The 17,220-nt window shown below is 42.4% G+C and carries 7 protein-coding genes; all 7 read right to left on the bottom strand.

Annotated elements, in window-relative coordinates; all coding sequences use genetic code 11:
- Nucleotides 1-40: 40 nt before the first annotated feature.
- The 7 genes from ACQKMP_RS00165 to ACQKMP_RS00195 all read right to left on the bottom strand — a co-directional run bounded on the left by ACQKMP_RS00165 (nt 41) and on the right by ACQKMP_RS00195 (nt 17,066).
- Nucleotides 41-7,057: a discoidin domain-containing protein gene (locus tag ACQKMP_RS00165; RefSeq protein WP_427468591.1), complete on the bottom strand. Its 7,017-nt coding sequence runs from the start codon at nt 7,055-7,057 to the stop codon at nt 41-43.
- Nucleotides 7,058-7,267: 210 nt separating this feature from the next.
- The gene (locus tag ACQKMP_RS00170; protein ID WP_427468592.1) at nt 7,268-10,336 is read right to left on the bottom strand and encodes a glycoside hydrolase family 2 TIM barrel-domain containing protein; all 3,069 of its coding nucleotides are present in this window, start codon (nt 10,334-10,336) and stop codon (nt 7,268-7,270) included.
- 37 nt (nt 10,337-10,373) lie between these two features.
- Nucleotides 10,374-11,195, bottom strand: coding sequence for a carbohydrate ABC transporter permease (locus tag ACQKMP_RS00175; RefSeq protein ID WP_042188171.1), 822 nt, complete (start codon nt 11,193-11,195; stop codon nt 10,374-10,376).
- Nucleotides 11,195-12,007, bottom strand: coding sequence for a carbohydrate ABC transporter permease (locus ACQKMP_RS00180; RefSeq protein WP_427469193.1), 813 nt, complete (start codon nt 12,005-12,007; stop codon nt 11,195-11,197). The genes ACQKMP_RS00175 and ACQKMP_RS00180 overlap by 1 nt, the downstream gene beginning before the upstream one ends.
- Nucleotides 12,008-12,235: 228 nt before the next feature.
- On the bottom strand, nt 12,236-13,546 hold the full coding sequence (locus ACQKMP_RS00185; RefSeq protein WP_042188169.1) for an ABC transporter substrate-binding protein: 1,311 nt from the start codon (nt 13,544-13,546) through the stop codon (nt 12,236-12,238).
- Nucleotides 13,547-13,731: 185 nt separating this feature from the next.
- Entirely contained in the window at nt 13,732-15,510 is a 1,779-nt protein-coding gene (locus tag ACQKMP_RS00190; protein ID WP_339803890.1) for a sensor histidine kinase, read from the bottom strand.
- Nucleotides 15,507-17,066: a response regulator transcription factor gene (locus ACQKMP_RS00195; RefSeq protein WP_427468593.1), complete on the bottom strand. Its 1,560-nt coding sequence runs from the start codon at nt 17,064-17,066 to the stop codon at nt 15,507-15,509. The genes ACQKMP_RS00190 and ACQKMP_RS00195 overlap by 4 nt, the downstream gene beginning before the upstream one ends.
- Nucleotides 17,067-17,220 lie beyond the last annotated feature (154 nt).

Below are 17,220 nucleotides of genomic sequence, written 5' to 3' on the forward strand. Positions count from 1 at the left end.
ACAGTTCAGTGTGAGCCGAGCACAATTTTTAAACATTTATCTAGTTCATAAACTTCAAGTATTGCAAAACTTGTTTGATCATCACCGCTGCCTCAGCACGTGTGGCTGCATCTTGCGGAGCAAAAGCTGTTTCTGTTTTGCCTTTGATTAATCCTTGGCTTGCTGCTTCTGTTACGGCTTGGGTAGCGTAACCAGAGATACTAGCTTGATCGGCAAATGGAGTGCGCAATTGAGCTTCTGCTCTATCATCTCCTTGAACGAGCTGAATAGCGTTCATGATCATCACGACCATTTGCTCTCTCGTAATCCGTGAATCCGGACTAAATTTACCTTCACCAACGCCTTGAACCAAACCAAGTTTCGCTGCTGTGTTCACATCCTGTGCATACCACGCAGTTGTATTAACATCTGCAAACACATTCGTTAACGACTCCGTTGATAACCCCAGTCCTCTTACCAGTAGTGCCGCAAATTGAGCACGTGAAACTTGGCCTGCTGGTGCAAACGTCCGATCCGACATTCCGTTAATGATCAGTTTAGAAGCTAAGGTTTCAACATCCTTTTGTGCCCAATGTCCAATCATATCATCGAATGTTTTCTTGTTCTGAACGATGGTGTATAGACCATTTTCATGTCCGAAGATCGAGACTTCAGTCTTGCCGTTCTTCACATTAAACACCGATGGTACGAAACGCATTTGTCCTGTAACCGAATCGAATATAACAGCGGTCGCAGTCGATGGATCTTGAATAACGCCATCCATATTTATGACACGTGTCATAAATGGATTTCCGAAACGTTGAAGCTCTTCTTCTTTATCATTCGATTTAAGAATGACTTTGTACGCGATGATGTCGCTTACTCGTTTCATTCCTTTTTCTACTATGGATTGTTCAAACTTCTGCTCATGCTGTGAAGTCACATTATCCATTCGAATGATTAAGGTTGCACCCGCAACTTTAGCTGCTTTCTCAAGTTCTTCACGATTAAGATTGGCAAGTGGAAGTTCATAACTGCCTAAATGGCTTCTTAGTGTTATGATTGTTTCCTTATTTGCTTTCAAGCTGTTGTACAAGACATCCAATGGCAAATTGACTGCATTCCATGAATTCATTCCCGGAATCTCGATGTCAAGATTAGGGGTTCCTGTAGTTTTGTTAAGAGCTTCTAACTTCTTCGCTAAAGCTTCCTTATCAATGTTAATGGTCAGGCTCGTTATTCCGTTCTGTGCAGTTTCACTTTGTAGTTCTTTTCCTGCTGGAACATAACGATGTGGATCTTCTTTTGTAGGAGGGGTCGTTGGTGTAGGTGTAGGACTCGTTGATGTCGTTGGGTTGCCTGGATTTGTTCCTGGGCTTGGAGTAGGCTCTGGGCTGTCATTTTGACCGCTTATCATAATCTCTTTTATTCCGTAAACAGTGGTGTTATCAACGGATGTTGCAACGACTTTCACAACGCCGTTCTTCGCAGCCGTTAACAACCCATTTGTATTGATGATTGCTTTATCCGCTACAGTTTTTCCATCTGCTTCATAGACCGCCCACGTAACGGACTTATTCGTAGCATCAGCTGGTAGAACTTCCGCTTGTAACTGCAGAGTTCCTTTCTTCACTTCAATGGACGACGAAACGCTCGATATTGAGATAGACTGTACTTTAACATGTTGATTCTTTGAAGCCTCTAATACTTGAATTGCTGAATTCAAATCATTTGTTGCTTGTTCTAACTCAGACTGTGTAGCTGAATCATTGTCAAGCACTTGCTGTGCCTCCATGATCGAATCCATCAGTTTCTGTTTCGAACCTATTGGATACTGACCAACAGCCGTTCCTTCCACGACTAAATCATGAATGGCTCGTGCATCAGCGATTCGTGCGGCAAGTTGTGCTCTATTAACATCATCGCTTACGATCACATTCGCAACAGCTGGGATCACTGTGCCGTCTACCGCTCCACTTACGCTAAAGACACCCGCTTCGGCATACTGTGAAGGATCAATTACGTCCCATACAACTGATTTATTTTGGGTTGTTCCATCGCTGTATACAGCCGTTACAACTGTTGGCAGTACAGGTGGAGTTCCAATCACCGTAGCTACATTGACTGGCATGATATTTGTAATCACTGGTGCAGCTACAGGCTCCCATTTCGCATAGAGAGTAATATCATTTGCCGGAACTGTATCAACAGTAAAATCCCATACTGTATTCAAGGCTGCGTCTTGATACCAATTCACAAATTTAAATCCATCACGAGTCGGTTCTGTTGGCGCAGTAATTTTCGTACCGACTTCAACCCCATACAAGGAAGAAATCGAACTTCCTCCATTACTATTGAAGTTAATAGTCGCACCGGTATTGAGTTGGGAGATTTTCCACTCATCATGCCAACTTACCGCAACTCTGCGATTCTCGTTATCGAGTTCAATTGGAAGCCAAACATATCTGGAATCACTCAAATTATTCGGGTACCAGCGATCGGCCATAAAGATAAATTTATTCGGCACGAGAGCGCCATTACCATCCCGGTAAGGCAGTACAAATGTGCTTTGACTTCTGAAGGTAGTACCATCATAGTCGTTAACCATAGGATCGCCTTTATCTTCCCACGGTCCAAGCATACCCTTAGTGGAGACGTGGTATTTGGCACGGTTAGGATTCCAACCAGTCAGCCAGGAAGTAATCATATAATAGGCACCATCTTGCTTAAAGATCGCTGGCGCTTCTCTCTGGTCGCTATGTGCTCTAACATAGTGAGTTCCTTCTAAGGTTTCACCCTTCTCATTCTGAGCTGGACCTGTGTAATCATCATTCAACATCATGATCACGGTCGTATTGTTTTCTTCAGAAGAATAAACCAAGTAGGCTTTGTCATCCGTTGCTTCATTACCATCGTCATCGACATACAAGGTCATATCCCGAAGCATTCCTTCATTGCCACCTTTATCACCTACATTTGGCAATCGGGATGTGCCGAGATATTTGAATGGTCCAGTCGGCGAATCGCTTACAGCAACACCACCTTCTGCTGTCCAATATTCGCCAGCAATCGGTCCGTCTTGATGCCACCACATCACATAATTGTTGTTCTTCTTGTTGTAGACGACTTTAGGACGCTCGACAACTTTATCCCAGTTGAAATCCTTATACATCTTTTGCTTCTCTTCATTCGAATAATTCGAATACAGCGCATTTAGCTCAGCGATTCGAGCTGGTGAATTATGTTTACTGAGCGTATTGTTTGGCGCTTTCATGTTACCTGTGTAATCTTCATCTTTACTTTTAATTTCTACTTTCCTATCCGGATCGTATGGAACCCCGCTATTCTTGTACGTTTCAGAATTTTCATCCAGATATAATGGCAGGTCATTTCCAGCCGGCACTACAGCTTCGCCAAGTTGAGGGTTATTGAAGACAGGCAATACGATGCCTTCATTTTGCCATTTGTACAAATCTTTGGACGAATATGCGTGAACTCCAGTAGGAAGATAACCTTCCGTCTTGTCTTCACCGTACCAGTAATATGTCTTATTCTTCTCGTTGTACAGAATGCCTCCGCCATGTGCTTGAATCGGTACGCCTTCCGTATCTAACCATACTTCACCACTCTTAATGGAGTTTCTGTTATTTACAGTCAAATAGAGATTGTATAAGTCTTTTATCTGTCTGGTGTATTGCGAAATGCTTTCTTCGGTTAAATCACTAAGATCACCGATCGTTGTAATTTGCTTTTCTATCGCAGCTTTCACTTTTGGACTAATGTCTGACAACGTACGCAATTGATCAATTGCTGCTTGTAGTTTACTAGTATCAAAAGTCGCTGTTTGTTTCTGACTAACTGCAATTTCTGCAGCGCTGAGTGTGTTACCGTCACCGCCAGTAGATATAGCCTGAATGGCGATATACCGAGCTTCAACGGATTTGAACGTTGCGGATTGAACACTCGTGCTATAGTCATCAAAAGAGCCATTTGCTGCAAATTTGAAATTCTCGTCCAAATAAGCTTGCGTACCGACAGCGTCAGCAGGTAAATCCTTCAGGTTCGCATCGCTGTAATAGATTTTGAACTGTTTGATGCGGCCATTCGCTTTGTCTAGTCTTGGTGTAACAAGCACCTTCCCAACGTCAGGAACGCTCTCTCCCAGATCTATAACGATATAATCGCCAGATTTGTATTTCCGTCCGTTCTTGTCCCAGTTAGATTCGTAGAAGGTAGAAATATCGTTATCCACCATTAGATTAGCAGGATTCGCGTGATAGGCTTCTGGTGTATAGAAAAGGCTCATTCCCTTAATATTTGGATTACTGTTTTGAATATTGGATATTTCAGTTAAGATAAGGCTGGCAAATTTCACGATCTCTTCTTGTGTCGCTGTTGCGCTATTTAGCAGAGTACTTGCTTGACTAAGAATCGCGTCCAGATTCTTGAAGTAAGACTCATCTTTCCCAGAATCTGTTTTGAACTTCTCTGCAGCTTGAATTGCGCTGTCTAAGCTGGAGAAATCCACTTTATATCCCTGCTTGTTAAAAATATTGATCTCTGCAGCCGATGCATATTGCTTACCTGCATCGCTTCTCGATTCAAGTGCAGTAAATCTAACATATTTAGCACTCTGCGCATTAAAGGTTGCTGATTTCTCTGTCTTATCGGCATTCCAAGTTCCTTCTGCAACTACTTTGGTGAATTTATCACCATCGTCACTTACAGAAACTTCGAACTTAGTGACTACACCATTCCAGTCCACATCCTGTCGTGGCAAATATTGAAGTTTGTAAATACCGTTATATGCTTTACCGAGATTATAAGTAATGGAATGCGGAAGCGTTGAATATTCGTTGTTATATGCAGTATGCCATTTAGTCCAAATATCGCCATCAATAGTCTTCTCCGGTCCATCCTCAGATGCGGAATTGTCAGATATTGCCGTCATCTGGCTTTGTGGGATAAGTCCTTGGCCTAAAACGCTATATTCTACGTTCAGTTTGTAAACGATTTGCGTGATCTCTTCCTGTGTTGCTAAAGTGTTCTTTTGAACAACTTTGGCTTCATCCACCAAATCTTGCAATTCCGATACATTTACATTTGCGTTATTAGCTGAGATATAGTCTTCTGCTCTAGAAATTGCATTAGAGAGTAAAGTCGTATCCACTGTGAAATTGGACTTTCTCATAATATTTATCTCTGCAGCCGATGCGTACTGCGCTCCAGACCCATTACTTTCATCTACCTTTAACCTTACAAACTTCGCTTTTCGCGAAGAAAACGTTGCAGTTTTTTCAGATTTATCATTCTTCCAGGTTCCTATCGCAACCGGTGTGAAGTTATCGCCATCCGAACTCACTTCGATGGTAAACTTCGTTACGATACCGTTCTCATCTTTATCTTGCCGAGGCAAATAGCTCAGCTTGTTGACATCATCATATTGCGCTCCAAGATCATAAGTAATCGAATGCGGTCCTGCATTATAAGGGTCCCATGACGTATGCCAATTCGTCCAATTATTCCCATCCAGTGTTCTTTCAGCTTCTTCACCAGACTGAGCACTACTTGCGGTTACCGTCATATCGCTCTGAGGAATAAGTAAGTTGCTTGTAAAGGAAGCTCCATCAATTACGAAAGTTGTAATAGATTTCGCGCCAACCTTAGCTTGCAGCATTTTATCCAAAACAGGAATTTTGCCCTTTTGTACGACATTCTCTGTCGCGGAAGAAACATAAGGCGTTGCATCCCCAGTGACCGTATCAAACTGTGACAAATCTAAAGAAATATTTTGACTGGTTACGTTAGGATTTCTATATACAACATGAATTTTTTTAGTTGAAGGATCATAAGCGGCCAACGTGTTATCGTCGGTATCCTCTATGAAACGTGCACCCTGCGGAATAAATTTACTAAATTGCTGCATGGCGTAATACTTCTTCGTATACCACCATTCTTGCGTGTCGAAATCTGCATGAAGGAGACCCCAGTTCATGTTCTCCTTATCCTTTTGCATATTCTTCTCGCTTTCAAATGCTTGCCAAGTGATCCACGCCGTAGGTTCTAGCCAAGTAATGTCCGTCATAATTCTTTCTGCCAATGCTAGTGCTGGTTCGAAATCATCATGATCGTGGGCAACCCCAGAAGGACCTAAATCCACTTCAGACATCCACAACGTCTTGTCTGCAGCTTTCGCGGCATCTCTGATCTCAGCTCGCTTTGAACCACCGTAGGAGTGGGTATTCATTTTACCAACATTAGCTTTAGTTGTCTCATCATAAGAGTTCCAGTTACTTACAAAGGTGTCCAGAATAGATTCATCCATGGCAGCTATTTGTACAGATTGTAGATTTGCTGCATCCAATTTAGCACGTGTCGTATTTATGATCTTCATTTGAGAACCAACATCCCAGTGGGAACCCTCTTGACCCCCACCGAATCCCCAGTAACTCGTACTAGGTTCATTCACTGGTGATAGATAATTGAAGTCAATATTCCAGTCATCTTTGAAATGCTTAACCACTTCTGTCAAATAATTAGCAAAGTTCTCGTACTCATCCGGCTTCAAGTTGTCTTTTCCCGAATCCCAGTGACCAGTCGTACTTCCGCTTTCCGTCATATAATACGGAGCAGAGTTCGAGAACGCTTCCAGAATGTTGGCACCTCGTTCTTTAGCCGCCTGCAGCCACCAACGCTGATTAGCATCTTGCGCCCAATCAAATACTCCAGGTGATGGCGAGAATCCGGGTACTTCCCCTCCTTGGCGCATCGTATTGTAAGCAGGATTCTCTCCGCCGCCTATATTATATCTAGCAATATTAAAATTCAATCCGTCTGGAGAATATAGTGCATCAGCCATTGCATTTTTGACTTTATCGTTCCAACCACCAGTGATATTACCAAACCAGGCAAGTGAGGTTCCCCACCCCTCCCAAGATTGCTTCATATGGTTTGGATCTAATTTAATCGTAGTATTCGCTGCCTCTACCTTCTGACCTGTTAAACCCATAAACATAGGTACGACTAAAGAAATAGAAAGAAAAGACATGGTCAACCTTCGTTTAACTGTAGTAATCATCCAGATTACCCCCTTCTCATAAAAATAATCATAGAAACCACTTCTTTACTATCTTCCGATCAACATTGCAAACTATTTTTTAGATTCCAAACACCTCCTCCATAAAATGTAAACGATTACAAATATGTATAAATAAACTATTACATCATTCACAAATAGGATTTGGTTGCCCCAACCTTATCCATTGAGGCAACTGCTATCCGTCTCTAATTATGCTCTGCGAATTGTAAATTCAAAATCCAAATCTATTGATGGATCAATTAAATATTCATCAAGAACTGGTGCTCCCCAGCTGTCATCACCGCCAACGCCCATTTGACGACCGGTAATCGTAACAACGGTATGATGAATGTTCGGCAGCTCATAATGATGCGTCGCATTCTCCAGCTCCATTGCCGAATATGGCGATATGTTGGCTTCAACAGGGGCTGAGAATGGTGAGGATATAATAATCCCTTGACCAAGATCGTTGGTTACGGATACTTCGCGCACACCTGTACGGTTGCCTGATTCCTGCGGTACCAAATAGGACGATACATTGTCCACCGCATGATTCTGAAAGCGACACAATCTCGCGCCAAACGAACGGTCAATATAATTTTCTTCTGGCCCATTCGCATACCAATTCAGCTGGTAATAATCCGCTGGCACCTTGAAGGTTAAAGCAAAGAGGGGAAACTTCGGTAAACCCGGCTCTCCATGGTAGCTTGATTTTACCTTTATGCTCCCATCGGAGAACACCGTGTAAGTTACACTTACTCGTACTTCCTCTGACACACTCAGTTTATACACGTAAGTCACAGTCGCTCGGTCTTCTTCTTCCATAAGCTCGAAGCTTAAGGTTCTTCGGCTCAAACTTGCAGCATACCAAATGGAAGAGTCGAAATGCATTCCCGCCCCCTTGTCGTTGTCTGTCATCGCTCTCCAGAAGAGCGGTGCCGGCGGCGAAGAGATCATTTCCCGTCCCGAATATTTGACAGATATTAGTGTACCAGCCTGCTTCGAGAACATTGCAGAGAAGTCACGACCGTGAACGCCAATATTTACATCCCCTTCAACTACGCGAAAATCATTTACACTAGTGCTTACCTTAGGCTGTGTTGTAACCTCATCTCCTGACTTGTTCTCCACTTGAAATACATACTGTCCAAAAGCGATTTCATAACCAGCGCTTGCCCATAACGAATCTTCTTTGAGCACAAGAGAAACATCTAAACTATACTCACCAGACAGTTTAGTCTCTGGTAAATCAAGTTCTACATATCTTTCTTCTCCGGGTTTAACCTGGGCGAATACAATGCCACGATGGAATTCCTTGCCCTCATAATTCAGACAATAGTTCAATTTATAAGCATCCAAGCCAACAAATAAGTTCTCATTTCTGATGATAACCCCATAGCAATCAGGGGAAAGTTTGACGTTCTGATATAGAAATTTCACTTCCTGCATTTTCGGAGACCATCTGCGATCCGCATACACAATTCCGTTTCCTGAGAAGTTGTAATCGGTTGAACGGTCATCGAAGTCTCCACCATAAGCCATATAAGGTTTGCCATATCGATCATTTTTTACGATGACCTGATCCATGAAATCCCAGATAAATCCACCTTGATACATTGGATACTTCTGCTCTAGCTCTGTGTATTTATGCAATCCTCCAACGGAATTCCCCATCGCATGCATGTATTCGCAGCTAATATATGGCTTTAATGGATTCTCTTTTAAATACATTTCGATATCTGCTGCTTTCGCATACATCCGGCTTTCCATATCACTCGCATCATCATAATCCCGGTTATGGAACACCCCTTCGTAATGAACCAGACGCGTAGAATCCTTCTCACGAAAATAATTCGCTACGTTCCGAATAACTTCTCCGGCAAAAGACTCGTTGCCACAGGACCAAATCAGAATCGATGGATGGTTTTTGTCTCTCTCCACCATGGAAATCGCACGATCCATTACGATATCCTGCCATTCAGGCTTACTGCCCGGAATGTTCCAAGACGGTTCTACAACACCCATTTTTTGCCATGATCCATGCGATTCTAAATTCATCTCGTCAATAACATACACACCGTACTCATCACACAGCTCATACCAGAGTGTTTCATTCGGATAGTGCGACGTCCGTACAGCGTTGATATTCGCCTGTTTCAAAGTCTTTATATCCCACAGCATATCTTCTTTCGTAATACTGCGTCCGAAGCGCGAATTAAACTCGTGCCGGTTGACACCTTTGAATACAATACGTTTACCATTTAAGTGCATAATCTTATCGATCATCTCGAATTTTCGAAATCCAACCTTTTGCGGCACAACTTCCACAAGATCCCCGGATGCGTTGAAGACAGATACGTAAAGGGTATACAAATTAGGATCTTCTGCGCTCCACAGATGAACCTTTGATGCCTCAACCGTAAGCGAAACGGAATCTCCTGAAATTCCAGTCTCGCTACGAACTACAAGATTACCTGCCTTATCCTTAAGTTCAAGGACCACTTTCGAAGCAGGCTTACCCATCAACTGCAATACAGCCGTTAGCGTTCCCTGCTCAAACTTCTCATCCAGATCGGTCTGAACGTGGAGATCCCTCACGTGAACATCAGGCACAGTATATAGATACACATCGCGAAAGATTCCGGAGAAGCGCCAGAAATCCTGATCCTCCAACCAACTTCCGGTACTGCGCTGATAGACCTCAACCGCCAGCTTATTCTCACCTGCCGTCAAGTACGGTGTCAGATCAAATTCACTCGGCGTAAAGCTATCCTCGCTATAGCCAATAAACTCCCCATTTAGCCAGATATAAAAAGCGGATTCAACTCCCTGAAAAGAGATATACAGTGGACGTTGCTCCCAGCCTAAAGGCACTTCAAAATATTTAACATAGCTGCCTACAGGATTGTGATCCTCAGATATCATTGGAGGTCTAAGATGCTCATGACCATCCCATGGATACATCGTATTCACGTACTGAGGCTGCCCAAAACCCTTAAGCTGGATATGTCCAGGAACCTCAATATCATCCCATCCTCTACAGGACACGTTCTCCTTATAAAAATGCGCCTGTCGTTCCATAGCGTTGTGGGCGTAGCTAAATTTCCAGCTTCCGTTCAGGCTATGGCGCCAACGCATATCTCCAAGCCCTTCAGCCTCAAATTTCGTCTCGTAATACCGATGATCGGAGTGCGCATGTATTCTGCCTACTGCATAAATGGAAGGGTCTGACAACCATTCCAAACTTGGAGCGACGCCCCGTTCAACCTGCTGCTTCATCTAATTTTCCTCCTTCTGCTTTAAAATGATCATTAGCTTATTTAACTGAACCCGTCATCCCAGCCACAAATTGCTTTTGCATCATGAAGAATACAAGGGCAGTCGGCAGGGTCGTAATGACAATCGCGGACATAATCAGACCATAGTCAGGCGCATAACCCGATCCAAGATTCGATATTAGCAATGGCACGGTCATATTTTCTGGTGATTGCAATACGATCAAAGGCCATAAATAGTTGTTCCAGCTGTTAAGGAAGGTGATAATCGCCGCGGCAGCATAAGTTGATTTCATCGTTGGCATATATATGCGGAAGAATAAACCAAATTCCGAAAGACCATCGATGCGACCGGCTTCCATCATTTCTTTAGGAAACATTTTTGTATTTTGTCGGAAGAAGAAAATTAAGAATGCTGTTGTAAATGTCGGCATAATAACTGCTGCTGCTGTATCGATACCAAGGAACGGCACGACACTCGATACTTTGGCGAACATTTGAAATAGAGGTACCATGATTGCCGCGAACGGAATCATCATAGAGGCTAGTAAGATATTAAATACGATATCTTTACCACGGCTGCGGTACATTTCAAAACCATATCCAGCCGCCGATGCTACCAATAGTGAAAGTAAAGTAGTAACAACAGAGATTTTTGCAGAGTTCCAAAGAGCCTGCCACATATCCACTGAACTAAAGAGATTGTCTATATTTTTAAAGAGATGCGTACCCGGAAGTAATGTCCCTTTAGTTACATCAACCGACTGATTTGTGGCACTAATAACCATCCAGATAAATGGAAAGATAGAGATCAGCGCAGCGATGACTAGAAACAGGTAAGTAAACATGCGTTTAGTTTTCATTATCTCTTGTCTCCCCCTACTTTGTTCTGAATCAGCGTCAGAATGAGTACCATTACAACAATCGAGTAGGAGACGGTTGCAGCGTATCCAAAGTCAGGTGTGTATTCAAAAGAAAGGTTGTAAATATATTGGGAAATCGACATGGTTGCATTGCCGGGTCCACCTTTCGTGATGTTAACCACCTCATCAAACAACTGAAGTGTTCCAATGGTCGATGTTATCGTCGTAAACAAGATAATCGGTTTCAATAGAGGAATTGTGATTTTGAAAAATTGAGTAAATGCACTAGCGCCATCTATGTGAGCAGCTTCATAAATAGATTTGTCTACATTTTGCAGGGATGATAAATAGAAAATCATATTATAGCCAGTAAAGCGCCAAGTGATAGCAATGATGATGGTAACTTTGGCCCAGAAGGGGTCAGTAATCCATTGAATCGGTTCGCTGATTAGATGAAGACTCACCAGAAATTTGTTAATGATCCCTTCGGCTCCAAACATGTACTTGAAAACAACGGAATACGCTACAAGTGAGGTTACCGTCGGCAGAAATATAGCCGTTCTGAAAAAGCCCTTAAATTTCAGTCTATCGTCATTTAGCAGGACGGCGATAAAGAGCGCCAGTACCAGCATGACTGGAACCTGAATAATCAAATAAATAAATGTATTTTTGACGGCAGTAAGAAAAGTAGTATCGCTAAACAATCGAATATAGTTATCTAGTCCGGTAAAATGAAGATTGCTTCCTCTACCCGTCTTAAAAGATAGAATTAAAGCTTGAATCATTGGATAAAAATAGAAAACGCTGATCATAATGACCGGCACAAGGACGAATAACCAACCCGTCAGACGGATCTGCCGTGACCCTTTAGAGCTCTTATGTTTTTGCGGGCTTAGCCCTGTCTTTATAGTTTCCACTCCACTCCGCACCCTTCTGTCTTATATATTAGAGATGAAAGCCCCTGCTACCTATCCTTCTGTATAAATCCAATTTACAGGAGAAGAAGGAGCAAGGGCATCGGTTGTACAGCCTAAGTGCGATTAGCGAATTTGAGTATCCGCTTGCTTCTGCGCATCTTTCAGAACAGTGTCTACATCTTTGCCACCTAGATAAGATTGTACTGCTACAACCATAATGTCCTCGATTGCGTAAGTGTTCATGCCATAGTTGACGTTAGGAATTTGCTCGGTCCATGCTGCAAAGTCTGATACGACCTTTTGGCCTTTGAAAAATTCATCCGCAGCTGAGTAAGCTTCACCGCTCGCCGCAGCTTTCAAGGTGCCGATAACACCAACTTTTGTATTCAACGTCTGATACAGTTCAGCATCAGAAGCAAAAGTCTTAGATAGGAACTCAGCTGCTGCTTCTTTACCATCAACATTCATTACGTACCAGGAACTACCTCCAAGGTTGGAAGCGTGAACAGAGCCTTCTGTTGCTCCTAACTTAGGTAGTGGAGCTACTGCCCATTTACCAGATTGAGAAGCTTCTGCTTTAATCGAAGGTGTAATCCAGTTACCTGTAGGTACACTAGCCACTTCACCACCATTGAATGCACCTACAAACTGACTCCAGTCTGAAATTACTTTTACGATCCCGGAATCCATCATTTCTTTGTACATCACAAGTGCCTCTTTCAAAGCAGGGTTGCTTTCTATGGTCGGAGTCTGACCATCATCTCCGGTATACCATGCGCCCGCCGATTGGATCATCACTCGGATAAGCCCAAGATCGTTCGGATCAAGTGTTAGCATGCTTTTGCCGGTTTTCTCTTTTACAGCTTTACCGATCTCGATATATTGCTTCCAGTCGATATCCTGTAATGCATCCAGGCTGTAGCCTGCTTGCTCGAGATAGTCTGTCCGTACATACATTCCAGTTACGCCAGAGTCAAACGGAACACCGTATTGTTTACCGTCAACACTGGTAGGGCCAATCTTATAATCCGCAAAGTCAGCAGCCTTTACAACATCCGTCAATTCATAAAAAGAATCTGGATAAGCTTGTAAGAAGCTCTGTGCACGATAATCTTCAATCAACACAATGTTAGGCAGACCCTTCGTTGAACCAGAGTTTAGCCCCGTATTCAGCTTTTGAACGATATCAGCTTGCGCGTTCTCAACGACGTTAACCGTTACGTCCGGATTAACTTTCGCATAAGCATCTTTGGCAACATTCATAGCGGCAATGTTAAACGCCGGGTCCCAAGCCCACACTGTAATCTCTTTTGGCTTGCTGCTACCTTCGGCACCGGAGTTACCAGAGTTGCTCGTTTCATTTTTCGTTCCACCTGTGGAACATGCCGACAGTAGAACCACACTAGCTAGCATTACGGATAATAATTTTTTCACTACGTAAACCCCCTTGATAGTCTGAAAAATAATAAAGATGGAAGCGTTTTCTCTGCTACGCCTCCATCTTATCATTTTGTATTCGTTTTCTTTGGCAGTATCTTTGTTAGCTTTGGTGATATTATTGGGTCCTATTTTAATTCTAATATCGACTCTGGTACTATTTTTAGATTCATGTAAAATTTTTAGTTTTTTAACAATGGAAGCGTAACAACGATTTGTGTACCTTCATTCCGTTTGCTTGTAATATTAATCCCGTATCTCTCACCGTATAACAATTTGATTCTATCATCCACATTCCGTATACCGATCCCGGAGAACAGTTGGCGTTTGTGCTTCGAAGCTGGTAGCTGCTCCTCTTCCAGCAAATTCGGGTCAAGATCCATTCCATCACCGTTATCTACAACTTCACATACTAGTTGCTCTTCCTGTACGGAAATCATGATGAGAATTCTTCCCTCATCTTTTAGGTTGAATGCATGAAAGAATGCATTTTCGATAAAAGGTTGAAGAATTAGCTTCGGCATATGATAATCCAAGCTCTCTGGCTCCACAAAGTAATTCACACGAATCTTCTCGCCATATCTCACGTGATTGATATACACATAATGCTTCAACGACTCCAATTCTTGACTAACAGGAATAGTAGAATGAACATCGCTTACTGTATTTTGCAGGAGTGAGATTAGTGAATTTATCGTTCCAGCTGCTTTTTCCTTATTGCCCTGCTGCACCAGAAATTTGATAGAAGCCAGCGTATTATATAAAAAATGTGGGTTAATCTGCATTTGGAGTGCCGCCAGCTCCGCATTACGTTGTTGCTTTTGAGTCTCCATTAGCTTATCAACATAATCATGAAGTGAATCAAGCATAAAATTGAAAGCGTTACCTAGCTCCTTAACTTCATAACTACTATTAGTGACATCTACATGATTATCGAAATCACCTGTAGGAATACTCGACATCTGTTTAACGAGTACACGCAAGGACTTCGTCATTTTTCGGGTAATCAAAAAAACAATAATGAGCGATATTGCCACGATAGCCATGATTGTCAGTGTCACCGCTTTGGCATTCACCATCTGTCCGGTCACGGCATTCTTATCTATCAGGTTCACCATGTAAAAATCAAATTCAGGTAAGTATTCCGAGAAAACAATTCGTTCATTCCCCATCACATAGGTAGAATCGCCATCTTTACCTCCATCCTCTACTTCTTGCAGCAGCTTTTTATCGCGGAGCCCAATCATTTCTGTCTTGCTGCTGGATACAATTAATCCCTTCTTATTCAGCAACACGACGTCATTACCCTCACTCGTAAAGTTAGCGTAAAAGGGCTTGAAATCTCGATCACGAATGGCTACGTACATGGTGCCATAAATTCTTCCGGTTGAATGATCAAATAAAGCTTTGGAAGCTACCAGCATAGGCTCTTTCACGTTCTCTTTATTTTCCCTTAGATCGAGCTGGTACAAAATTTGATCAGGATGGGATATGGTTTCCTTCGTTATTGGGTGAGCCATTAGTTCATCTGCGGAAATGTCCCAATACCAAGGATCTGTTGAATAACTCCTGCCATTTACACCCACGATCATGATACCAACATCAACGGCGCTGAGGTTAGAGCGGATTGCCCGCATGCCCTCTGTCATGTGATAAGTTTTGATCGCAAGATTCACTGCATCCGTCTCTCCGCTAGATAAATAGTTCCGGATAGCTTCATTTTGAGCCATCATAGTAGCACCGGTAGCAATAATGTTGTTATACGATTCCAGGTTTGACTTCATCTGATTCAGCAGTTTGCCGTTTGTAATACTAAAAGTCTGTAAAAATAATTTCTCCGACATACTAATTGTAATAGCCAGCGTCAAGAGTGATACAGTTACGATGCTAATTAGGGTCACGAGAAACAGCTTGAGGAATAAGCCCTGCTTTCTAATATTGTTAATGAAATTTCCAATCATGGCTGCTCTACGTCCCGTCTCCGGTACCGGCTTGGAGAAATGCCAGTCTGCTTTTTAAATACCTTGGTGAAATAACTCTGATCTGAATATCCCACGCTTGCGCTAATATCAGAAATTGATTTTTCTGTTGTCTCGAGCAATTCCATAGCTTTTTCCAAACGGACTTTATTCAGGTACTCACTAAAGCCTTCTCCATTATGGGCAGTAAAATAACTCGATAAATAAGAAGCATTGAAGTGGAACTGTCTAGCTACCCCTGTCAGTGTGATCGGATCTGCATAATGATTCTGAATATATTCGAGTAGCTTTGTCATATTGGGGTTAACCGATGAATTCGTCTCACCAATCGTGCGCTCAACTTCTCGAATGAATGCTTCGGTAACAGCAATAGCATCACTTGCATACATCGCTTCATCTATTTTTCGGAAGTAGTCGTATTTGGTCTCCTCCAGACCTCCGATCTCACACTTCATTTTTCCAAGCGTGGTCGCTACGTTAAATATAAAGTTGCCCAATAGCGATTTAAATTCGAAAATATCAATGCGATAATCCATTGAACGCAGATGGACATATTCAAGAAACTCTGTAAATGCCTTCTGGAATTGCTTACGTCTCAACTGGTCCATTAATTCTCCCATATCAATTTCCTGATATGCTCCCGGAAGACCCGGCAAATGATCATTCTCAATCAGACTTCGTTCTGGCAAGTAGAAACTGTATCGTGTAAGCTTCAAGTAATTGTCTCGATAAATCTCACCAAGTCTCTCGAAGTGCGCGAAGCTCTGACTGATAATAAAATGTGTTTCTCTCACACGATGTTCTATTTCTGAGATCAGATAACGGAGTTCAATCACAAGCTCGTCCCAATGTTCTGGATTAACGTTAAGCAAATAAATGACCGAGTCGTTAACAAACTTTAACCGAATAAACACATCATCGTCCAATGCTAACTTTTGAATTCCTCTTTCGATTTCATTTGCGAACGTTAACTTATCACCAGAATCTTTAATATGCTTCATATCTGCTCCGAAAAATGCGAATTGTGCGTGTGGAAACTTGGAATGAAGCAAAGCAGGTTCTAGCACTGACTCATATCCCGTCATGAGCTTCTCGATCGCGAACAAAAGCTGCTTTTCCTCTTGATCGGCCCCTGAGTCGCTTATCTTCATCCCTGCCATCTTAGCTGTAGTTTTATTTAGGATGGACAACAGATAATCGGCTTCCAGCTTCGGCTTAAGGATGTAATCTGCTACCCCACTCTGAAATGTGGAACGGACATAATCGTATTCACTGAAGCTGCTTAAGACGATTACTTCAATGTGTGGGTACTTCTCCTTAACGATCTTGACTAGCTTCTCCCCGCCCATTATTGGCATTACGATATCCGTAATAATAATATGGGGATTCAGCTCATCCATCATACTCAGTGCTTCAACACCGTTAGAGGCCTCTCCGACGATTCGATACCCTTCTTGTTCCCAATCCAAAAGATGTTTAATTCCCTGTCTAACCAGCATCTCGTCATCCACAATCATAATCTTAAATATTGGTTTCATATCTGCCCCCTTGCAGCTGTTCAACCTGTTATTATGTTCATTCACTGATTGAACAAATTTAAAAAGTCATACAAATGACCAGAACGCCATTCCTTCATACTATCGAAGCATTGGATGTAACCGTTTTCTATTTATCTGTTACAGTTCAATCCAT

It is taken from the genome of Paenibacillus sp. NPDC101420 (assembly GCF_050277435.1).
Classification (GTDB): Bacteria; Bacillota; Bacilli; order Paenibacillales; family Paenibacillaceae; genus Paenibacillus_AQ.

What these genes read in the sequence shown, in the direction of transcription:
- ACQKMP_RS00165 (WP_427468591.1), bottom strand. Translation starts at nt 7,057, where the DNA reads ATGATTACTACAGTTAAACGAAGGTTGACCATGTCTTTTCTTTCTATT.
- ACQKMP_RS00195 (WP_427468593.1), bottom strand. Translation starts at nt 17,066, where the DNA reads ATGAAACCAATATTTAAGATTATGATTGTGGATGACGAGATGCTGGTT.
- ACQKMP_RS00170 (WP_427468592.1), bottom strand. Translation starts at nt 10,336, where the DNA reads ATGAAGCAGCAGGTTGAACGGGGCGTCGCTCCAAGTTTGGAATGGTTG.
- ACQKMP_RS00190 (WP_339803890.1), bottom strand. Translation starts at nt 15,510, where the DNA reads ATGATTGGAAATTTCATTAACAATATTAGAAAGCAGGGCTTATTCCTC.
- ACQKMP_RS00175 (WP_042188171.1), bottom strand. Translation starts at nt 11,195, where the DNA reads ATGAAAACTAAACGCATGTTTACTTACCTGTTTCTAGTCATCGCTGCG.
- ACQKMP_RS00180 (WP_427469193.1), bottom strand. Translation starts at nt 12,007, where the DNA reads ATGATCAGCGTTTTCTATTTTTATCCAATGATTCAAGCTTTAATTCTA.